The organism is Roseibium sp. ROS1 (genome assembly GCF_054658215.1).
The window spans coordinates 1,147,104-1,167,845 of record NZ_BAAGIG010000001.1 but is presented as its reverse complement, the minus strand read 5'-3'; the positions used below and the strand labels follow the sequence as shown (position 1 = coordinate 1,167,845).

Sequence of the window (20,742 nt, the reverse complement as noted above, 5' to 3'; positions counted from 1 at the left end):
ATGAAGAAGGCCAGCTCCGAAGCCTGGTCGACGGCCTTCCGGCGGCTGGCTATGGCAGTGATCGCCCTGTGCCTGACCACGGGTGCTTCGTACATGTTTGCCATTGTTGTCCAGTCGGACGGTTTCGACTGGCTGGACATCGTCCGCATCGCGCTGATGGCGGTAGCAAGCTTCTGGCTGGCCTGGGGCGGATGTATCGCTCTCTTCGGCATCCTGTTTCCGCCTGAGGAAAGGGCAACCGCAGAAGCTCTGCCCGAAGGTCGCACCGCCGTTCTGCTGCCGATCTACAACGAAGCAACCGGTCCGGTGTTCGCCCGGCTGGAGGCCATCATGAAATCGGTTGCCGCCCTGCCCGCGGCGGACCGGTTTGATTTTTTCGTCCTGTCCGACACCACCAAGGCGGATGTCGGCGAGGAAGAACAGCGTGCCTATGAGCGACTGCTTGTTCGCCAGAACGCCGGCGGCCGCCTGTTCTATCGGCGGCGCGAACAGAACATTGGCCGCAAGGCAGGCAACATTGCCGACTTCCTGACGACATCGGGCGGTGCCTACGACTACATGCTGGTGCTTGATGCCGACAGCCTGATGGATGGCAAGACTATCCTGGAAATGGTCCGGCGCATGGAAGCAGATCCGCGCCTGGGGCTGCTGCAGTCGCTGCCGCAGATCATCGGGCTTTCCACCCTGTTCGGACGCCTCCTGCAGTTCGCGACCGGTCTCTACGGGCCTTACTTCGCGCGCGGCCTTGCCGCCGTTCAGGGCGAGGAAGGCACCTTCTGGGGACACAATGCGCTGATCCGCACCCGTGCATTTGCAGCTGCCTGTGGCATGGCTCCGCTTACCGGCAAACCGCCCTTTGGTGGTCACATCCTCAGCCACGATACCGTTGAAGCTGCGCTCCTGGCGCGCGACGGCTGGAAGGTACGTCTCGACCCGGACCTGACGGGCTCCTACGAGGAAGCCCCCGCCAACATGGTCGACTACGCCAAGCGTGACCGGCGCTGGTGCCAGGGCAACCTGCAGCACAGCCGCATTCTGGCGGCCCCACGCTTCCGCTTCTGGAGCCGGATTTCGATCCTGCAAGGCGTCTTTGCCTACCTGGCCTCGCCGATCTGGTGCATCTTCCTGCTGGCAAGCCTTGCCGCTCCGCTGGTTGCTCCGCCCCCGGTCTACTTCGACGGTCATTCGCCATTCCCGGTCTTTCCGCATCCGGAAACGACCACGGCGCTCGCCCTGCTGTTTGGTCTGGTGGCTTTGTTGATCCTGCCCAAGTTGCTGCTTGTTGCCCGGGCGCTCTTTGGCGGCAACTCGGCGGACTTCGGCGGTCCGGTGCGGCTTCTGATCAGCTTTCTCCTAGAAATCCTGCTGACCTCGATCCTTGCGCCGATCCACATGATGTTTCACTGCCGCTCGGTGTTTCAGGTACTGACCGGCGCCGACAGCGGCTGGCCGACAGCCGATCGGGACGACGGTTCGCTGCCGATCACCGCGGCGTTTTCCGCCACCTGGTGGATGAGCATTGCAGGCGCCGGCGCAATCGCCTTCTCGCACACCTATGCGCCGGAGATGTTCTACTGGCTGCTGCCTGTTGCCCTGCCACTGGTTGTCGCTCCGCTCCTGGTCTGGATGACGGCATCTGTGCTGCTGGGCAAGGTCACGAAGAAACTGGGGCTCTTCCAGGTCCCGACCGAGGCAGGCCCGGTTGCGGTCGCCGAAGACATGCGTCTGGCGCTTTCGCAAGAAGCGGCTGCCTGACAAGGTGCTGTGTCACCAGCACAGGATCAGTCATCCCGGCAGCGTGGTGCTCGGCCGGGATGACCAGGGAGAGCTCCTGAACTCATTTCAGCGCATGTCTCAATGAATACGGCCGGTTTCGGCTTCCAGAATGCCGTCCGCATCCAGGCCCGCGATGGGCAGGCGCTTGTCGGTCGGCACATCGCCAGACAGCTGCAAGGCCAGGTACCGGCCGCAGCAAACGCGCAGGAAGCTTGTGAAATTTCCGAGATCATGCCCCGCGTCGATGCTCTCGTGGTGAAGCTTGGTAATCAGTTGCACCACATTCATGCCGTCCCGTCCGGCGATCTCGTCCAGAACCTTCCAGAAGAAGGTTTCCAGCCGCACCGATGTCACCATGCCGTCAATGCGCAGCGACTTTGTCGTGCTTTCCCAAAGCGTGGAATCTGCCTCGATGAAGAGCTTGCACATGATGTTTCCTTCGTGACGGACTGGCGAGCTGAAATCGCGGAGCTGTCTTGGTATATCAACGCCCGTTATTTGAACTCAGCCTAGTCCGCTTCCCGCGTGCGGGAAAGAGGTCAGGTAGCGTGTAAGTGGCGGGCCCGGGACTTGTCGCGCCCCCTTCGGAGCACCACTCTTGCGTTTTCTCGGACCAGGCAAACGGAGCTGATGGTGCGGGCAATTTGTTGGCCCGCACCGTTTGCCTCAGGCAGCCAGGGAACCCTCGGCTGCACCGCTCAGAACCGCATGGAACTGCGACAGCCATGCCGGATGCGCCGGCCATGCAGGGGCGGTAACAAGGTTGCCGTCGGTCACGGCGCCGTCGATTGCGATCTCGGCATAAGTGGCGCCTGCAAGCTCCACTTCCGGACGGCAGGCCGGATAAGCCGAAACGGTGCGGCCCTCGATCACCTTGGCAGCAGTCAGGATCTGCGCGCCGTGACAGATTGCGGCAACGGGCTTGGCCGCGTCCATGAAATGCTTCACGGCATCGATGACAGCCGCATCAAGACGCAGATATTCCGGAGCCCGTCCACCCGGGATTACCAGGGCATCGTAACCGGCAACGTCGACATCGGCGAAGGTCGCGTTCAGCGTGAAGTTATGGCCGCGCTTTTCCGAATAGGTCTGGTCGCCTTCGAAATCGTGGATACAGGTAGCGACCGTTTCACCGGCCTTCTTGCCGGGGCATACCGCATCGACCGTGTAACCCATGGCAAGCAACGTCTGAAACGGCACCATGGTCTCATAATCTTCGGTGAAATCACCCGTGATCATCAGGATCTTCTTCGCGCTCATGCTCTGTCCTCCAGCTTGGCAAATTGCGATGGAGAAAGGCTAGCAGTCCGCGGGTTTGAACGGGTATTAGGTCGCTACTACAGGTGAGATTTCTGCAGTTTTGGCGGTTTATTGCGGGAACATTTGCCCGCCCGTCATTCAAGACAAGTGAGGCGGAAGCCGAACGCTGATCCGAACGCAGACATGTTTTTCGGCAAAGCCGCTCCTGCTCAAGATTGAATGATGATCAATGATCAGAAGCTCGCTGAAGCGCGCACTGACATCTGGTTTCCAGCTCACGCGATGCCGCTATGAGCCTTGCGAAAAGGCCCCGGATCTGCGCTGCGTTTGTCCGGGGCGACACCAAGAAGGATTGCCATGCTTTGCCCAAATGCATTTCGCCTCCCCGCATCGGAGAGGCGAAGGCAAGTCGGCATCGACGGATCTCAGTCGCGGTAATCCGGCTCGTTCCGGTCAAGATCACGCTTCCAATAGTCGAAATGGGCATAGCCCATGCCGACATAGGGCTCCCATTCGGCAGCCGTCTTGGCGGCCAGGTTGTCCGACATAATAGCCAGCGGCTGACCGGTCCCATAAGCTTTCAATAGCGTTTCAGCAGCCCGTTCGAAGAAATAGAGATGCTCGAAGGCTTCAGCGACAGTGACGGCGGAAATCGACACCCCGTGATTGCCCATTACAAGAACCGGCTTATCGCCGAGTGTTTCGGCAATCCGCCTGCCCTCCTCCGCCTCGTCAGCCATGCCGCCGAAGCCGAGATCAACCGCAACCTTGCCGAAGAAACGGGCGGTGTTCAGGTCGATCGGTTTCATCGACGGATCCTGCAGCGTCGCCAGCGCGGTCGCATTGGGCGGGTGACAGTGGAACAGCACCCGCGCCTTGGGATTTTCCCGGTGAACCGTGCCGTGGATGCACCAGGCGGATGGGTCCGGGGCATTTTCACCCGCCATCACGGTGTCATCATTGGCATCGAGCAACAACAGGTCGCTGGCCCTGATTTCCCCGAAATGTCGCCATTTGGGGTTCATCAGGAATTTCGAACCATCTTCGGAAACCGCGGCGCTGAAATGATTGCCGACGGATTCGCTCCAGCCGAATTTAACCGCCAGACGAAAGGCAGCTGCGAGGTCTTCCCGCAGGGCCTGTTCGCTTTGCCGGTCCGGGTCAGCCCCGAAGCGTACATCCGTAACGACACTCATTTGAAACGTCCTTCCCCGGACAGGATCCGGTAGGTGGAGCGCAGCTCGCCCCTGTCGGTATAGCAGCCACGCAGGTGCCGATTGCCGCTGGTTGCCGAATAGGCAGCCCGACCGTGCACGATGCGGTGATTGTCGAAGACAATACATTCGCCCGCATTCAGACGGAACCGCATCAGGTATTTGTCGTCCCGCATCATCCGTCCGAAGCGGCAGAAGGCCGGGTAGTAACGGTCGAGTTCATGCTGCGGCATATCGAAGATATCGGCATGGTGCTGGCTGATCGTGACACCCGAAATATTGCCGTGCTCATCCAGCTCGATCACCCGCTGGCGGGACCGCATGTCGAACGTGTCATGCTCGCAGAAATAGGGCACATCCACGGTGATCAGAAGTTCGAAGTCTTCCGGATAGGCCTTGCGGAAGTCTTCGGCGACAGCCAGTCCGTCCACAAAGATGCTGTTGCCGCCCTCGACCGAATTGGCCCGGCAATGCAGGAACTGCACGCCCGGCGCAAGATCTTCGTCCGGCAAGTCCGTGTGAAGCGGCAGGGCCTTGGCAGTGAAGGCAAGGTTGGTCGGCTTGATGTGGGTTTTTACTTCAAACGTCAGGCCGAAGTAGCTCGGACGCACATAACCGATCAGGCCGGCCGTATCGGTGAGCGCTTCATCCGTATCCGGCAAGCCGGTCAAAAGCGCGACACCATCCGTCAGCATCGCCTTGGCCCAGTCGCGCCGACGCGCGGTGTCGTTGGTAACCTCGTCATAGGAAAAACGGGCCATCTTCGGATAGTGGTCAGCGTACCAGGGCACTCTTTGAAGGTTGGCGATATCGGGGCGCTTTTCGCCATTGGAATAGGCGTTGAGCAGGGACAGCGGCAGTCGGGAGACGTCGTTTGTGCCGGCCCAGGCGATTTCCAGATCGCCTCCCACGATGGCGGCGGAGGCTGCTTTTGGCGCTTCGTCCAGGGCAAAGATGTCGTTGACGCGTTCGCGGGTTTCCGGGTCGAAGGAACTCGGGCAATTGTCGCGCAGCCAGTAGTAATTGAAATAGGCGGTTTGCCCGTTGCTCAGCGGCACATCGAGTCCTTTTTCCTGCAGCAACACACCCGCATCACCAGTTCCAAGCATCAGATCCGTCCTTAAGTTTAGCTCATCAGCCTTGCAGACACTTCACACAAGTCACTGCAAAGCGCTGCGTTCCAGTTACTTTCTGTGAAGTTGCTCTTGCACTGGCGATTTGGAAAGGTGATAAAATCGAAACTTAACTTAAGCATTCACTTAACTTGGACAGACAAATGCTCCGCTTCCCCCCGCTCAGGCTGCTCACCGTCTTCGAGACGGTTCAACGCGCGGGAGGCACCAAGGCGGCGGCGGGCGAATTGAATGTATCCATGTCGGCGATCAGCCAGTCCTTGCGACAGTTGGAAGAACACGTCGGCACCGCCCTGATCGATCGCAGCACAAGGCCGGCCGGCCTCACTGCCGCTGGCGAGATCCTGCTGAAAGCGGTGATCGAAAACCGCGAACGGCTGAGCGAAGCCCTGAACGACATCCAGACACTTGCCGATCCCGCCAGCGCCTCTGTCACTGTTGCCTGCACCGTCGGCTTCGCCACCTACTGGCTCATGCCCCGGCTTGAGGCGTTTTATCTGGACCACCCGGAAATCCCGGTGAACGTTCACACCACGCAGCAGGAGGTCCCCCGGCTTGGCCAGGGGACCGATATCGCCATGCGCTATGGGGACGGCCGCTGGGACGACGGCACGGTCGAACAAATGTTCCGCGAGCTGGTTGAGCCCGTGTGCGCCCCTTCCCTTGCCGAGCGTATCCGCGCCGATGGCGGCAGCCTGGGGTCAGCCTTTCTGATCCATGTGGACACCAGCGATCGCCGCTGGATTTCCTGGCAGGAGTATCTAGCCCGCACGGGGCAAAAGGCTGCCGGTTCGGCCAAAGGCCTCCGGTTTTCCAACTATGTCCAGGCCACCCAGGCGGCCTTGTCGGGCCACGGGGTCATGCTCGGCTGGCGCTCAATCACCGGTGACCACGTACAAAACGGCCTGCTGGTCCCTGCCGGCCTGCCGCCGCTGCAGCCAAACAACGCCTATCATGCCGTGCTGTCGCACCGCAGCCGGAACCGGGAAACGGCCGCCATTGTCGTTGACTGGTTGAGGGCTGCCGCGCGGCCACAGCTCTAGGGAATGGCTCCTAGCGCTCGTCGCCGAAGTAGCGCACGCGCAATTGCTCGATCATGTCCGTCTCATGCGCCGTCAGCAATTCCAGCGTCAACGGCCGTGTCCACGGACTGCCGTGCGCAAGGGCAAAGCCGTATTTGTCCGGTTCGAAGATCGGGCCGATCACCTCGACATTCGCCCGCGGGTGACTGTGAGCGTAATACTCAAGGACAGGCGCATCGCCCACAACGGCGTCAATCTCATCATTGCGCAGAGCAGCGACTGCACCTTCGATGTCGTCAAATGACCGGTGCGACCAACCGGATGCTTCTGCAAACTCTTCAGCCACGCTGCCGGCGAAGACGCCGATACTCTTGCCCGGCAAATCGGCAACACTGTTGATCTGGTTGGTGAGTGAAAGGGTTGTCATGACGCTGGTCACCGACGACGTCACATAGGCCATCACCGCAATGCCGCAGACCAGCCAGAGCGCCTGCCAGATGCGGCCTGGCCAACCAAACAGGTTCTTGCGCGAAGGCGCCTTGCCGGATGTCACCACGGACATGACCGCATAAAAGCTCTCCGACACGCCTTCCGGCCAGCCCCGGGGAAAGTTCTTGTCGAAACGCCGGTCGAACACCGTCATCAGCGCCGTGGCAAACACGATCACAAGTGCCAACCAGCCATAGGCTCTCAGGTAACCGGATTCCTGCAGACCCGTTATCACCTCACTGAAACTCGCTCCCTGACTGTCAGGCACGAGAATGCGCAGGCCCGCATCGAACCAGGGCTGGGTAAAGTCGATCCTGTCGGCGCGCTTGCGGGTGATCGTCAGGTTGGTGACGGCAATACCGATGGATTTGTCCGCCGCTGCATCCACCAGCTCCCGGATAGTCGGGAAGATCCGATATTCGTAGAGAATTCCGTTTTTCTGCGCCAGTGCTTCCCAAAGGTCCACCGCCATGCCGGAATAGACACCCGGCTCTTCCTCCATGACAAAAGGGGGGCTGATGTAGAGGCCGACGCTGACCGGCGAGCCCGGCAGCGGTGGATTGTCGTCCCCCTCCACCGTCTGCGCCAATGCCGGCAGCGCGAGAAAAATCGACAGGCAGAGCACAAGGGCAGCTGACAGGCATCGACAGAAATTCGAGCAGGCGGTCACGACGGCCTCCGCTTGGCAGAAGGGGAATCACCCAGAAGGGTCCTGAAGGGTAAGCCGCCACACCAAAACCATGCAACCTGTGCCCACACAGGCTGCTCATGAATACGGCCTGTGGTAGCAAAGGATGAATTGCCCCCCCCTAACTCACCGCGTGATCACGATCCTCGTGTCGGCGCGGCCGACCTTTCGCACAAGATTGAAAAGCTGAGCGGCATTCTTGGGATGGAGCCGGATGCATCCGTGCGAGGCAGGACGGCCCAGCCGCTTGAGATCGTTGGTGCCGTGTATGGCGTATCCGCCGAGAAAGAAGACCGAATAGGGCATGGGTGCCCAGTTGTACTTGCGCGAGTGCCAGTCGCGTTCCAGCCGGGTCGGGCGCCAGCTCCCCGTTGGTGTGCGATATCCCTTGCGTGCCGTCGAAACCGGCCATTTGTTTCGCAAACGCCCGTCGACGTACAAATAAAGCCGCTGTTCGGAAAGATCGATCTTTGCGGTTACCCGAGGTGCAGCGCTTGCGCTGGTGGCAGCCAAGACAAGAAAGGCCAGCAACAACGGCCCGGAAATGAGTTTTTTGATGGTCAACATCTCAAAGACACCCAAGAAAAAACAAGACAACAAAACTGAATACGAAAATCTAATCCGCACTTTCTTCGAGACGCAAGCCAAACTTGAAGTAAGCGTAAACGTCTACTCCGATCACGCTTTGAAGCGCACGTTCCAGAGTGCTTGCCCAGATGCGCACGTTCGCCGAATAGGTGCAAAATTACCCTTGACCTGCCCAGCTGCCGGTGCCATAACCACACCCGAACCGTACCGTACGGTTCCCTACATGCAATCAACGATCCGACCTGAGACATGACAGCGACCGCTTACGATATTGCCACCTCCCGCCCGGATGCAGCGCCCGAATTTTCGCCGCGCCAGCAGGTGGTGTTGCAACATGCGCTGACGCTGCTGGTCGAAGGTGGAGAGAAGGCGCTGACGACGGCAGGCTTAGCCCGCACGGCAAGCTGCTCGAAGGAAAGCCTCTACAAGTGGTTCGGCGACCGTGACGGCCTGCTGGCTGCGGTTGTCGCCTTCCAGGCCAGCCAGGTTCAGTTTCCTTCCGAGGCTGGCGCCACTGCCGATGCGGCGACGTTCCGGGCACATGTGACGGCCTTTGTCGAAGCCCTGCTGGGTGTCCTGTTTTCAGAAACCTCGCTGGCGTTGAACCGGCTGTCGATCGGCCAGTCCAACACCAATTCGAACCGCCTCGGCCAGCTTCTGCTGGTGCGTGGCAAACACATGATTTCCGCCCGCGCGCGCGCCATGCTGGACAGCGGCCGCCGCCACGGGCTTCTGAAATTCGACGAATCCGAAGACGCCTACCAGGTGCTTTACGGCCTTGCCATTCGGGACGTCCATATCCGCCTCCTTCTGGGTGAGACCGCTGGTCCTGCCGAGAAGGATCTGAAATCGCAGGCCGAAGCGGCCGTCGATCGCTTTTACCGTCTGTTCGGGGCCTGATCGCCGCGAACCTTCGGAACCACTGGGAAACACCAGAACCAATCAAGACCGGAAAACCGGCCTTCAAACGACAGAATGCAGACGGGAGAAAGGAACCCATGCGCGTTTATTACGATCGTGATGCTGATCTTAACCTGATCAAGTCCAAAAAAGTCGCCATCATCGGCTACGGCTCGCAGGGCCGCGCCCATGCCATGAACCTCAAGGACAGCGGCTGCACGGAGATCGCCGTTGCCCTGCGCGAGGGCTCCACGACCGCTCTGAAGGCAGAAGCTGACGGCTTCAAGGTCATGAACGTGGCTGACGCCGCTGCCTGGGCCGACCTGATGATGATGGCAACCCCGGACGAACTGCAGGCTGACATCTACAAGGACCACATCGCAGCCAACATCCGTGACGGCGCTGCAATCGCCTTCGCACATGGCCTCAACGTTCACTTCGGCCTGATCGAAGCAAAGTCGACCGTTGACGTTCTGATGGTTGCACCGAAGGGCCCGGGCCACACCGTGCGCGGCGAATACATGAAGGGTGGCGGCGTGCCGTGCCTGATCGCTGTTCACCAGGACGCTTCCGGCAATGCCCATGATCTCGGCCTGTCCTACGCCTGTGGCGTTGGCGGCGGCCGTTCGGGCATCATCGAAACCACCTTCAAGGAAGAGTGCGAAACCGACCTCTTCGGCGAACAGGCTGTCCTGTGCGGCGGTCTCGTCGAACTGATCCGCGCCGGTTTCGAAACCCTGGTTGAAGCCGGGTACGCTCCGGAAATGGCCTACTTCGAGTGCCTGCACGAAGTGAAGCTGATCGTCGACCTGATCTACGAAGGCGGCATCGCCAACATGAACTACTCCATCTCCAACACTGCAGAGTGGGGTGAGTACGTGACTGGTCCGCGCATCGTGACGCCGGAAACCAAGGCGGAAATGAAGCGCGTCCTGACCGACATCCAGACCGGCAAGTTCACGTCCGATTGGATGCAGGAATACCGTGCAGGCGCTGCCAAGTTCAAGGCAACCCGCCGCCTGAACGACGCACACCAGATCGAGGAAGTTGGCGAAAAGCTCCGTGGCATGATGCCGTGGATCAAGTCCAACGCGCTCGTCGACAAGACCAAGAACTAACAAGGTTCGCCCCATCGACCCGAAACGAGACCCCGCTGGCAACAGCGGGGTTTCTTTTTGCCGGTTCCTGCTGGTCGTCAAATAGATGTCGGGGTTCTGGCGGCACAAATAAGCGGCCCACGACCACCCCCGCCCTGCCGCCTCAAAGATGCCGTATTGCCTCCGCAAATTTCACAGGTATCGTAAACGGGACCAAAGCGTTGAATTCCCTATTTGATAAAAGTTTTTTTATCGCGGCTAACCGGATTGCAAGACCCTATCCCGTAACGTAATCACTATCCTTTGTGAGATTGAGGGACCGGTTCCGGAGACTGCCTTGATGGATCTATCGACACTCTTTTCGGCAAATGTGCTTCTGCTGTCGATTTTTGCCATCTGCTTCCTGGCCATTTCCCTGCAGACCAGTCCGCGTGCTCACTGGTTGAGCTGGGCCGCTGCAAATACCCTGTTGGCGTCGTCTCTGATCTGCTTTGCGCTCAGCAGCATGCTGCCACCCCTGGTCGCCTATCTGCTCCCCAACACCCTGTTGCTGCTCGGTTTTGGCTGTCACTGGCACGCAGCACGCCTTCTGGCGGATATGCCGAGCAAGCTCAGCAATGTTGTCGCGCCCGTCTTTGCCTACGGCATCGTCGCAGGCTGCGCGTATCTGCTTTCCAACTACGCCCTTGCGTACATGGCCTCCAACGTGGTGTTCACGCTGCTGTCCGTCGCAACCATTACCGCCTACGCTTCAAGACCGTTCCGGGGTCTGATTTCCAATATCGGCCTCATCCTGGCGTTCTTCTTTCTGGCTGCCGAAGGTGTGCTGCGCACAGTGCACGGACTTGTTTCCGGCGGCCCGCAAGGGCCCGGCATGATCGACGACCTGATTGTCGACATTCACCTGATGTGCGCACTCGTCTTCGTCAGTCTGACCGGCGCTTTCTCCCTTGCACTGTCGTTCGAGCTCGTGGCGAACCGGAACCGGGAAGCGGCACGGCGCGATCCCCTGACCGGCGCCTTCAACCGCAGAGAGTTTCAGACACGTCTGGAAAGCCTCCTGCAGGAAACGCAGAAGGACGACTTCGGTCTGGTCCACTTCGACCTCGATCACTTCAAGCAGGTGAACGACAGGTTCGGACATGTCGCAGGCGACGAAGCGCTTGTGAAGGTCTGTTCGGAAGTGAAGGCGCATCTGCGCCAGAACGACTGCTTTGCCCGCCTCGGCGGCGAAGAATTCGCGGTGCTTCTGCCGTCCATCTCGCGCGAGAACGCCTTCCGGGTTGCCGATCGCCTGCGCGAGCGCATTTCCCACCTGCGGTTCGAATTCGCACCGCAGGACTTCAATCTGACGGCGTCGGCAGGTGTCTATCACGGCGACGGCAGCCAGCTGCCGTCAGCCGAATTGCTCAAGACAGTCGATGAGAGCCTCTACCTGTCCAAACGGACCGGGCGCAATCGGGTCTCGGTTGTCGAGAAGGTTTCCGGTGCAATACCAGCCGAACCTTTGCGGGCCGCTCAGGAATAGGCTTCGATCAGCCGTGTCACTTCCTTGTCCCGCGCCGCCTCGCTCGCCCCGCCCATGACGACGACGATCAGTCGCTTGCCGCCCCGGTTGGCGGTCGCGACCAGATTGTAGCCGGACATGCGGATATAGCCCGTCTTCAGACCATCCACACCGGCAACCTTGCCGACCAGGTTGTTGGTGGCCCGGAAGGTGCGGCCGTTGTAGTCGAACGACTTGGCCCGGTAATAGCTGCCGTATTGCGGGAACCGCCGCTTCAGGGCGAGACCAAGCACTGCCATGTCACGCGCCGACGACACCTGCGCGGGATCCGGCAGGCCCGTGGCATTGACGAAACGGGTACGCGACAGGCCAAGAGCCCGCGCTTGGGACGTCATCTGCCGGGCGAAGGCCGCTTCGCTTCCGGCCAGATTTTCGGCAACGGCAATGGCGACGTCATTGGCCGACTTGACCGCAAGCGCCCTTGCCGCCTGCTCGACCGTGATGGTCGACCCTGCCTTGATGCCGATCTTTGCCGGCGGCTGCGATGCTGCCTTGGCCGAAACGCTCAAAGGGGTGGAAAGCGTGTAACGCCCTTGCGAAACCGCATCAAAGAGCAGGTAGAGCGTCATCATCTTGCTCAGCGAAGCGGGATACCGCGCTGCATCCGCATCGACCGCATAAAGCTCTTCGCCGGTCGACGCATTCAGCACCAGCGCGGAGAACCCGCGCTCGACCGCCGTTTCCGGCGCATAGGCAACGGCAGGAAGAGGCGCCGTCTGAACGGCAGGCGCTGCACTTGTAACGGGCGTCGGGGCTGGCCCCTGCCCCGTCTGACAGGCGGCCAGAAACCCGGCCAGAACGAAGATCGAAGCCTTCTTCAAAAGGACAGACGCACGCATTCCCGCTCTCTTAAACTCGCGTTTCGGCCGGATACCTCAAGCCTTCAGGCGGTATCCGGTCTTGAAAATCCAATGTATGACGGCCAGTGAACCGCCGAGGAAGATCATCGTTGCCAGCAGCGACAGCCAAAGGCTGACGTCCGCCTGACCATAGAAGCTCCAGCGGAACCCGGAAATCAGGTAGACCACCGGGTTGATCAGCGTGATCTTCTGCCAGATATCCGGCAACATGTTGATGGAATAGAAGCTGCCGCCCAGAAAAGCCAGAGGCGTGACAATCAACAGCGGTACAAACTGCAGTTTTTCGAAATTGTCGGCCCAGATGCCGATGATGAAGCCGAGCAGGGCGAATGTAACAGCCGTCAAGAGGAAGAACGCGGCCATCCAGACCGGGTGCTGGATTTCCAGCGGAACGAAGAAACTCGCCGTGATCAGGATGATCAACCCGACCAGGATCGACTTCGTAGCCGCCGCCCCGACATAGGCAACGGTGATTTCCAGGAACGACACGGGCGCCGACAGCACCTCGAAGATCGTGCCCGTAAACCGCGGGAAATAGATGCCGAAGGAGGCGTTGGAGAGGCTCTGTGTCATCAGGGACAGCATGATCAGCCCGGGCACGATGAAGGCGCCGTAGCTGACACCGTCAACCTCGGAGATCCGAGAGCCGATGGCCGCCCCGAAGACAACGAAATAGAGCACCGTGGAGATCACCGGCGAGATGATGCTCTGCATGATCGTGCGGCGGGTGCGGGCCATTTCGGCCAGGTAGATGACTTTGATCGCTTCGAAATTCATGTGCCCTGCTGCCCCGAAATCAGAATGAGTTCCATTCGGGGCAACGTGCGCCCCGGGATCGAGCCGGATGGAGACCGGCCAATGGTCTTGAAGCCCATGCGGGCATAGAAAGGTTCTGCAAAAGGATCCGCATCGAGACCGATCCTCACCAGACCAAGGCTCCGCGCTCTTTCATAAAGCGCATCGAACAGCGCCCGGCCGACGCGGCGTCCCTGCCAGGCGGGGTCGACAAAACAGGTCTCCAGTTCCCCTGTCTCACCGTCGTCTTCCATGGACAGCCGGATACAGCCGACCGGCTCACCGCCTGCGTCCTGCGCCAGCCAGAAATCGTGCTCCTCGATCCAGCTGTCGCGAACCTTGAGTTCTTCGGCGCACATGGCCATGAAAGCATCGTCATAGCCGTTCGACTGCTTGGAGCGCATGCACAGGTCTGTCAGTGCCGTGCAGTCGTCCAGTGTCGCCTTGCGAATGGTGAAACCGGTGTCCATCGCCGCCTCATCCCTGACTGACCAGGCCGACGAAGATGTCCTCGAGCGACGACTGATCCGTCTGCAGATCGTGAAAACGCACGCCGGCCTGGGAGAGATCGGTCAGAAGCGACGTGATGCCAGTCCGGTCAGCCTGGGTATCGTAGGTATAGACCAGGCTGCGGCCGTCATCCTCGAGCTTCAGATCGTAGCGGGCAAGACTGCCCGGGATCTCGAAGAGCGGTTCCGTCAAGCTGAGCGACAGCAACTTGCGCCCGAGCTTGCGCATGAGCTCTGCCTTCTCTTCCACGAGGATGATCTCACCCTTGTTGATCACCCCGACACGATCGGCCATTTCCTCGGCCTCCTCGATATAGTGGGTGGTCAGGATGATGGTGACGCCCTTCTGCTTCAGCTCCCCAACGATGCGCCACATGTCGTGCCTGAGTTCCACATCCACGCCGGCTGTCGGCTCGTCCAGGAACAGGATCTTCGGCTCATGCGCCAGCGCCTTGGCGACCAGCAGGCGGCGCTTCATGCCTCCGGACAGGGCCATGATGGGATTGTTGCGCTTTTCCCAGAGCGTCAGGTCCTTGAGGATGCTTTCGATCCGTGCCGGATCGGGTTTCATGCCGAACAGGCCGCGGCTGAAGGCGACCGTATCACCGACCATTTCGAAGGGAGCCGTGGGCATCTCCTGAGGCACCAGACCGATCATCTGCCGGGCAGCGCGGTACTCGCTCAAGGCGTCATGGCCGCACACGTGAATACTGCCGGAGGTCGGCCGCACCAGGCCGCAAATCGTGCTGATCAATGTCGTCTTGCCGGCGCCATTCGGCCCGAGCAACGCAAACACCTCTCCTTGCTGGATATCCAGAGACACGGATTTGAGAGCCTGGAAGCCACCGTCATAGGTTTTTTCCAGGTCGCGTACGGAAAGTATCGGGGCCATCGTTTCAACCGGTTCGGAATTGGGGATTTGACCAGACGGCCAAACTGGCGTGCACACTTGCATGTGGGCGGACCGTCCGCAAGATGCAACCCTTTGGCCGTAAGCCACCGTCCGGTCGGAACCTATCCGGATAACGGGATCACTGTTTCGTCTTTCGAAACACTGCGTCTGCAGAGCCAAGACTAGGTTTTGCCCTGCGAGCCGCTATCTTTCCCTCAAAGTCAATCCGCATCAGGAACCAAGTCATGTCCATCCGCCCCGTAACCCACATCGGCAGCACACAATCAACCATGGAAGGCGCCGGCGTCCGGCTGGAGCGAGCTTTCGGATTTCAGGATCCGGAAATGCTGGATCCGTTCCTGCTGCTGGACGACTTCCGCAACGAACGTCCCGAGGACTATCTCAAGGGCTTTCCCTGGCATCCCCATCGCGGCATCGAAACCATTACCTACGTGCTGGCCGGCACCGTTGAACACGGCGACAGCCTGGGCAACAGCGGCAACCTGGGTGCGGGCGACGTCCAGTGGATGACAGCCGGGCGCGGGATCATGCATCAGGAGATGCCCAAGGGCGACGCCAATGGCCGCATGCACGGTTTCCAGCTCTGGGCGAACCTGCCGTCCTCGCTGAAGATGACCGCTCCGCGCTACCAGGATGTCGCCTCGAAAGAGATCCCGGTTGTGACCGATGACGACGGCACTTCCGCACGGGTCATCTGTGGCGAATTCTGGGGCAAGCGCGGCCCGGTCGACGGCATCGCCGCCGATCCGCAGTATCTCGACATCCATGTGCCGGCAGGTCACAAGAAACGCTTCAAGGTCGACACCTACAAGCAGACCTTTGCCTACATTTTCGAAGGCTCCGGCACGTTCGAAGGAGCATCCGACCCGTTCGGGGTTCTGACGGAAAAGGAATTCGGCGGCGAGGAACTGAAGATCCGTGACGAGACCGGCAACCGATCTCTGGTGATCTTCGGCTCCGGCGACGAGATCGTCGTTCACGCAGGCGAGGAAGGCATCCGTTTCCTTCTGGTCTCCGGTGCACCGATCAAGGAACCCGTGGCCTGGCACGGCCCCATCGTGATGAACACCCGTCAGGAGCTGATCCAGGCGGTAACCGAACTGCAGAACGGCACATTTATCCGGTAGGGCTGAAAAGAACCTGCTGCCTTGTAACTTTCACAAAGTCTGGCTAGGGCTGTCCGGGATACAATCGATCTGGACAGCCCATGCCATTGAAACTCCGCCCGGCCACAGAGGCCGACGCCCCTGCCCTCACCGATATCCTCCATCGCGCCAAGGCCTCCTGGGGCTATCCGGAGGAAAAAATGGCAGAGTTTCGCGACTACTGGCGAATATCGGAGGCAACCATCCAGTCCCTGACGCTCACCGTTGCAGAGCGGGACGGTCAGCCCATAGCCTTTTCCGGGCTCTCTCCCCAAAGCGAAGATACGCTGCTTGTCGATTTTCTGTTTGTTGCCCCTGAAGCCCAACGTCAGGGCATTGGCGACCTTCTGCTGAAGCGCGCGGAGGATCATGCCCACCGACAGGGATTGAGCCGGCTTTATCTGGAAAGCGACGCCAACGCGGGCCCCTTTTACGAAAAACGCGGGTTTCGGACGATGGCGACGCGACCAAGCGAGATGTCGCCCGGAAAGGAAATCCCCCTGATGGAAAAACCGCTGGCACCTGCGGTCTACCGGGTGGAAGCGCTGAACATCGAGGTTTCGGACGAACCCTGGGCTTTTGAAACGAAGCATGCAGACGCGATCGATGCGTATTTCGAGGAAGCCAGGAAGCGCATTCCCTTGCTTTGGAATGGCCGAACCATGAAGTTGACCAGGTTCGAGTTCAAGGACGGCACCTTTAACGGCACCTGCGCGGAATGTTCCTTTGCCGCTTTCCTGGCGTGGCGCGACTGGGGTGCGCCCGATGCAAGCTCGTTCAATCTCTTCGGCTCCGCCATCCTGAGGTCCGCCGAAGGCGCATTGCTCTATGGTGTCATGTCCCGAAAGACCGCCACAGCGGGCATGATCTACCCTCCCGGTGGCAATCTCGACCCGACCGACCTGACCGAAGATGGCAAGGTCGACGTTGTCGGGGCGATCTACCGGGAACTTGAAGAGGAAACAGGCCTCAAACGAGACGACGTCAAGCCTGCCGGGCTGCTGGTGACATTCGACGGCTGGCGAATTTCCATCGGCCAGCTGATGGATGTCCCCCGCCCCGCGGAAGAGTTGCGCACGGAGATCCTGCGTTTTTCAGAGGCGTCGGAAGAACAGGAGCTTGCCGATATGCGCATCATTCGCACGCGCGCGGACCTTGAGGACAGCGCCATCGTGCCTTACGCCCGTTCGCTCGGCAAATATCTGCTGCCATGAAGACCACTCGGCAAGACGGCCGGGAACGGCAATATTTTGTTCACCAAGAATGCGCACTAAGCACTGGCAGGACTTGCCTGAAAATGCAAAAGTCCGCTCACCTTTGAAGCCGGCACCGTGGTTTGCACGGGCCGACCGATGCGGACAGGTTGGTTGTTTTACAACGTTTGAGCCCCTCGCCTGACTTCGTTTGAAGGTCGGCAGGCGGCGAAAGGGAGAAGAGAAGTATGAGCCGCCGCTACGCGATCCTGGATGTCTTCACGAACACGAGCCTTGCCGGGAACCCCCTGGCGGTGGTTCTGGACTCCGAGGGGCTGAGCGACGAGCAGATGCAGAAGATCGCCGGTGAATTCAATCTTTCCGAAACGGTCTTCGTCTTCCCGCCGGAAAAGCCGGGGCATTCTGCCACCATGCGGATCTTCACTCCCAAGATGGAGTTGCCGTTCGCCGGACACCCGACCGTCGGCACCGCCATCCTTCTGGCAACGGAACGCTTCGGCGATATTTCGGGCGAGCAGGATGCCGTTGTTGTTCTGAAGCAGCAGATCGGCACCGTGCGCTGCGCGGTTATCCTGCGCGAGCACGCAGCCGCCTTTGCCGAGTTCGACGCTCCCAGCCTGCCGGAACCCGCCGGACCGACCCACAACGTCGAACTGATCGCAGCCGCGCTCAACCTGGAGCCGAGTGACATCGGGTTCGAGAACCATGGCCCCTCCCGCTTCCGCGTAGGCCCTCCCTTCACCTTCGTGCCGGTGCGCGATCTGAATGCCTTGGCGCGCGCCAAACCGGTGCCGGCCATGTGGAACGCGGGCTTCGGCAAGAACGGCAATACGGACGCTTATGTCTATTGCCGCGAAACTCGCTCCCACGACAGCGCTTTCCACGCCCGCCTGTTTGCGCCCGACATGGGCATTCCCGAAGATCCCGCGACAGGTTCTGCTGCGGCGGCTTTTGCCGGTGTGGTCGACTATTATGACGACCTTCCCAACGGCACCCACCATATCCGCATCGAACAGGGTTTCGAGATGGGACGCCCGTCCCTGATCGACCTGGAAATCGACATCGAGGGCGGCAAGATGCATGCGGTCAGGATCGGCGGTCAGGCGACGCTTGTCGCTCGGGGCGAACTGTTCCTCTAATCAAATCAGACGCTGCCCGGACGGTCAGAAGGCCGCCTGGGCAGGTTCGTTCGCCTTGTCGGCGCGCGGCGGCAGACCGAAATGCCGGGCGTACTCTCGGCTGAACTGGGTCGCGCTTTCGTAACCCACCTGGAACGCCGCGCGCGAGACGGACAGTTTTTCCGCCTGCAGCAGCCGGCGCGCCTCCATCAGCCGCAACTGCTTTTGAAACTGCAGCGGACTGGTGCCGGTAATATCCTTGAAGTGCGCATGGAAGGCTGACACGCTCATGCCTGCCTCACCGGCAAGATCGTCCACCCGCAAGGACGCCGCAATGTCCCGGCGTATGCCGGCAATGACCTTGGCGATGCGGGCCGCGTGACTGTCCTGCTCTGAAATCTGACGCAGGATAGCGCCATGTTCGGCGGTCAGCAGCCAGTAGTGGATCTCTCGCAAGATCAACGGCAGCAACACCTTGCCGGCCTCCGGCATCTCCGCAAGCTCGAACAGGCGCCGCATCGCATCGACGATCGCCGCATCTGCCCTGCCGCTTGCAACGGCGCGTGCAGCCAGAGATGTTTTACCTGGCCGATCCAGCTCCGGAGCAAGTTCGCGGATCAGTGCCATATCCAGTGGAATGGCGAGCGCAACATAGGGCTCGGCCTGGCTCGCACGCACGACCCGTGCCTGCGCGGGCAGATCCAGCCCGACAATCAGTGACTGCATGGCACCGAACCGGACGGTGTTCGATCCGAGATATGTCTGCTTCTCCCCTTGGAGAACAAGGCAGAAAATCGGTTGGTAGACGATCGGATAGATGAGGGTTGGCCGGCGTTGACGCACCAGCGTCATGCCACCAGAACCAACAGGAAAAGGATCGCCACCCGCGCCATGATCATCAGCAAATGCAACAACTTTCCGGATAAGCTCGTCTGCCTGCATGGTTCCCTCCGTCAAGAACCCAGCGATACGCCCGCCGGTTGGTGATGGCAAGCATGCAGGTTGCCTGATTTGTAGGATCAGGCAAGTCTTCTGGAGAAACCGGCACACAACACGTCTCGCTACGGACTATCTCATGGTCATCGACATCACGCCCCACAACACTGGAGCCAATAACATGACCACCTCCCCCAAGATCGCCCTCATCACCGGCGGCAGCCGCGGCCTTGGCCGCAACACTGTTCTTCATCTTGCCAAGAACGGTATCGACACGGTCCTGACATACAGGACCAGCAAGGAAGAAGCCGCACAGGTCGTTGCTGAAGTGGAAGCGCTGGGGGCCAGGGCTGTTGCCCTGCAGCTTGATACTGCCGACACGTCCGGCTTCCCCGCATTCACGGACGCATTGAAAACCGTGCTACAGCAGACCTGGCAGCGTGACAGTTTCGATTTCCTGGTCAACAACGCCGGCACGGGCATTCATAAGCCCTTTGCCGAGACAACTGAGACCGATTTTGACCAGTTGATGAATGTTCACGTAAAGGGAGTCTTTTTCCTGACCCAGCGACTGCTGCCGCTGATCGCGGATGGCGGCCGCATTCTGAACGTATCGTCCGGCCTTGCCCGGTTCTCCCTGCCCGGCTACGCGGCATACGCGACCATGAAAGGCGCGATTGAAGTTCTGACCCGCTATCTGGCCAAGGAACTGGGATCTCGACACATCGCCGTCAACACGTTGGCGCCTGGCGCCATCGAAACGGATTTCGGTGGCGGTGCCGTACGTGACAATCCGGAAATAAACAAGGTGGTCGCCTCCATGACAGCCATGGGCCGTGCAGGCCTTCCGGACGACATCGGTGGAGCCATCACCGCGCTTTTGAGCGGCAATACCGGCTGGATGACCGGCCAGCGCATTGAAGTCTCGGGCGGTCAGAACCTCTGACACCCTAAGTCAGCAGTGTGCCGCGGCGGCCGGATCCCGGCCGCCGTTTGCATTGGCCTATTCGGCAGCTTCCATCAGACGTGCAGGTGCCGTCACGGCCCAGCTCGGCACTGCTTCCAGCCGATGATACCAGGCGATGATGTTGGCATGGCCTTCCAACGGCATACGCGATTGCGGGTTCAACGCCAACGCCGATTAGGCACCGACCGCAAAATCGGTCACGGTCACCCTGTCCCCCAAGCATCTAGGCCCGCTCCTCCAGGTGGATATCGAAAAACGCGGACGTACCCGCCATTGCCGTCTGCGCGGTGCACGTGGGTGGCTGTTTGCCCAAAGTCAGCGGTTCGGCGCAATCCCGTTGAAACACTGCCCGGATCGTCGCTTCTGGGGCGCCATTTCCTCGCTTCCGAATGAGACCCAAACGCTTAAACGCGCATTGCCATTGAATAGTAATAAATCACAATACTCTACCTGCTTGCAGCGAGCCATCACTGCGTCATTTCCTCGTGCTCGAATTAAATAATTTCATCACATCGCAACCTTTTAAAGTATTGATTTAAAACGAATAAATG

General features: G+C 60.0%; 21 protein-coding genes. 9 read left to right on the top strand and 12 right to left on the bottom strand.

All coding sequences use genetic code 11. From position 1 onward, the window contains the following. Positions 1-1,755: a glucans biosynthesis glucosyltransferase MdoH gene (gene mdoH, locus ACYQ6M_RS05225; protein ID WP_023000564.1), complete on the top strand. Its 1,755-nt coding sequence runs from the start codon at positions 1-3 to the stop codon at positions 1,753-1,755. A 99-nt stretch (positions 1,756-1,854) separates the two neighbouring features. Here mdoH and ACYQ6M_RS05220 read toward each other — a convergent pair whose 3' ends face one another. The 4 genes from ACYQ6M_RS05220 to ACYQ6M_RS05205 all read right to left on the bottom strand — a co-directional run bounded on the left by ACYQ6M_RS05220 (position 1,855) and on the right by ACYQ6M_RS05205 (position 5,359). After that, positions 1,855-2,205, bottom strand: a complete 351-nt coding sequence (locus ACYQ6M_RS05220) for a ribbon-helix-helix domain-containing protein (protein ID WP_023000563.1) — start codon at positions 2,203-2,205, stop codon at positions 1,855-1,857. A 237-nt stretch (positions 2,206-2,442) separates the two neighbouring features. Continuing rightward, positions 2,443-3,036: a DJ-1/PfpI family protein gene (locus ACYQ6M_RS05215; RefSeq protein ID WP_023000562.1), complete on the bottom strand. Its 594-nt coding sequence runs from the start codon at positions 3,034-3,036 to the stop codon at positions 2,443-2,445. A 425-nt stretch (positions 3,037-3,461) separates the two neighbouring features. After that, positions 3,462-4,232, bottom strand: coding sequence for a class II aldolase/adducin family protein (locus ACYQ6M_RS05210; protein WP_460072539.1), 771 nt, complete (start codon positions 4,230-4,232; stop codon positions 3,462-3,464). After that, the gene (locus ACYQ6M_RS05205) at positions 4,229-5,359 is read right to left on the bottom strand and encodes a TauD/TfdA family dioxygenase (protein WP_023000560.1); all 1,131 of its coding nucleotides are present in this window, start codon (positions 5,357-5,359) and stop codon (positions 4,229-4,231) included. The genes ACYQ6M_RS05210 and ACYQ6M_RS05205 overlap by 4 nt, the downstream gene beginning before the upstream one ends. Positions 5,360-5,526: 167 nt before the next feature. On the opposite strand from ACYQ6M_RS05205, the gene ACYQ6M_RS05200 reads away from it, so the two are divergent. Then, on the top strand, positions 5,527-6,426 hold the full coding sequence (locus ACYQ6M_RS05200; RefSeq protein ID WP_460072537.1) for a LysR substrate-binding domain-containing protein: 900 nt from the start codon (positions 5,527-5,529) through the stop codon (positions 6,424-6,426). A gap of 10 nt (positions 6,427-6,436) precedes the next feature. Here ACYQ6M_RS05200 and ACYQ6M_RS05195 read toward each other — a convergent pair whose 3' ends face one another. Both ACYQ6M_RS05195 and ACYQ6M_RS05190 read right to left on the bottom strand, forming a co-directional pair. Further along, a complete protein-coding gene (locus ACYQ6M_RS05195; protein ID WP_460072535.1) occupies positions 6,437-7,564 on the bottom strand; it encodes a transporter substrate-binding domain-containing protein in 1,128 nt (375 codons plus the stop codon). A 144-nt stretch (positions 7,565-7,708) separates the two neighbouring features. Beyond that, positions 7,709-8,149 carry a L,D-transpeptidase gene (locus tag ACYQ6M_RS05190; RefSeq protein WP_460072532.1) on the bottom strand — a complete coding sequence of 147 codons (441 nt, stop codon included), beginning with the start codon at positions 8,147-8,149 and terminating at the stop codon, positions 7,709-7,711. Positions 8,150-8,419: 270 nt separating this feature from the next. On the opposite strand from ACYQ6M_RS05190, the gene ACYQ6M_RS05185 reads away from it, so the two are divergent. From ACYQ6M_RS05185 to ACYQ6M_RS05175, 3 genes are all read left to right on the top strand, one after another. Continuing rightward, complete coding sequence (locus tag ACYQ6M_RS05185; protein WP_023000556.1) at positions 8,420-9,070, top strand: TetR/AcrR family transcriptional regulator; 651 nt, start codon at positions 8,420-8,422, stop codon at positions 9,068-9,070. Positions 9,071-9,168: 98 nt separating this feature from the next. Further along, positions 9,169-10,188, top strand: coding sequence for a ketol-acid reductoisomerase (gene ilvC / locus ACYQ6M_RS05180; protein WP_006935853.1), 1,020 nt, complete (start codon positions 9,169-9,171; stop codon positions 10,186-10,188). A 319-nt stretch (positions 10,189-10,507) separates the two neighbouring features. After that, a complete protein-coding gene (locus ACYQ6M_RS05175) occupies positions 10,508-11,695 on the top strand; it encodes a GGDEF domain-containing protein (RefSeq protein ID WP_460072529.1) in 1,188 nt (395 codons plus the stop codon). Here ACYQ6M_RS05175 and ACYQ6M_RS05170 read toward each other — a convergent pair. The 4 genes from ACYQ6M_RS05170 to ACYQ6M_RS05155 are packed head-to-tail and all read right to left on the bottom strand — an operon-like array spanning position 11,686 to position 14,790. Beyond that, positions 11,686-12,573 carry a D-alanyl-D-alanine carboxypeptidase family protein gene (locus tag ACYQ6M_RS05170; protein WP_055655402.1) on the bottom strand — a complete coding sequence of 296 codons (888 nt, stop codon included), beginning with the start codon at positions 12,571-12,573 and terminating at the stop codon, positions 11,686-11,688. The two genes, ACYQ6M_RS05175 and ACYQ6M_RS05170, sit on opposite strands and share 10 nt — an antisense overlap. A gap of 36 nt (positions 12,574-12,609) precedes the next feature. Continuing rightward, complete coding sequence (locus ACYQ6M_RS05165; RefSeq protein WP_023000553.1) at positions 12,610-13,371, bottom strand: ABC transporter permease; 762 nt, start codon at positions 13,369-13,371, stop codon at positions 12,610-12,612. Next, positions 13,368-13,859, bottom strand: coding sequence for a GNAT family N-acetyltransferase (locus tag ACYQ6M_RS05160; protein ID WP_023000552.1), 492 nt, complete (start codon positions 13,857-13,859; stop codon positions 13,368-13,370). The genes ACYQ6M_RS05165 and ACYQ6M_RS05160 overlap by 4 nt, the downstream gene beginning before the upstream one ends. 7 nt (positions 13,860-13,866) lie before the next feature. Then, positions 13,867-14,790 carry an ABC transporter ATP-binding protein gene (locus ACYQ6M_RS05155; protein ID WP_460072526.1) on the bottom strand — a complete coding sequence of 308 codons (924 nt, stop codon included), beginning with the start codon at positions 14,788-14,790 and terminating at the stop codon, positions 13,867-13,869. Between the two features lie 245 nt (positions 14,791-15,035). Between ACYQ6M_RS05155 and ACYQ6M_RS05150 the strand changes: the two genes are divergently transcribed. From ACYQ6M_RS05150 to ACYQ6M_RS05140, 3 genes are all read left to right on the top strand, one after another. Further along, positions 15,036-15,938, top strand: a complete 903-nt coding sequence (locus ACYQ6M_RS05150; protein WP_152506041.1) for a pirin family protein — start codon at positions 15,036-15,038, stop codon at positions 15,936-15,938. An 80-nt stretch (positions 15,939-16,018) separates the two neighbouring features. Then, positions 16,019-17,170 carry a GNAT family N-acetyltransferase gene (locus tag ACYQ6M_RS05145; RefSeq protein WP_460072524.1) on the top strand — a complete coding sequence of 384 codons (1,152 nt, stop codon included), beginning with the start codon at positions 16,019-16,021 and terminating at the stop codon, positions 17,168-17,170. Between the two features lie 227 nt (positions 17,171-17,397). Next, positions 17,398-18,309 carry a PhzF family phenazine biosynthesis protein gene (locus tag ACYQ6M_RS05140; protein ID WP_460072522.1) on the top strand — a complete coding sequence of 304 codons (912 nt, stop codon included), beginning with the start codon at positions 17,398-17,400 and terminating at the stop codon, positions 18,307-18,309. Positions 18,310-18,333: 24 nt separating this feature from the next. On the opposite strand, the gene ACYQ6M_RS05135 is transcribed toward ACYQ6M_RS05140, so the two are convergent. Then, a complete protein-coding gene (locus tag ACYQ6M_RS05135; protein WP_460072520.1) occupies positions 18,334-19,230 on the bottom strand; it encodes an AraC family transcriptional regulator in 897 nt (298 codons plus the stop codon). Between the two features lie 175 nt (positions 19,231-19,405). On the opposite strand from ACYQ6M_RS05135, the gene ACYQ6M_RS05130 reads away from it, so the two are divergent. Continuing rightward, complete coding sequence (locus ACYQ6M_RS05130) at positions 19,406-20,170, top strand: SDR family NAD(P)-dependent oxidoreductase (protein WP_460072518.1); 765 nt, start codon at positions 19,406-19,408, stop codon at positions 20,168-20,170. 57 nt (positions 20,171-20,227) lie between these two features. Here ACYQ6M_RS05130 and ACYQ6M_RS05125 read toward each other — a convergent pair whose 3' ends face one another. Further along, on the bottom strand, positions 20,228-20,353 hold the full coding sequence (locus ACYQ6M_RS05125) for a hypothetical protein (protein ID WP_268257691.1): 126 nt from the start codon (positions 20,351-20,353) through the stop codon (positions 20,228-20,230). Positions 20,354-20,742 lie beyond the last annotated feature (389 nt).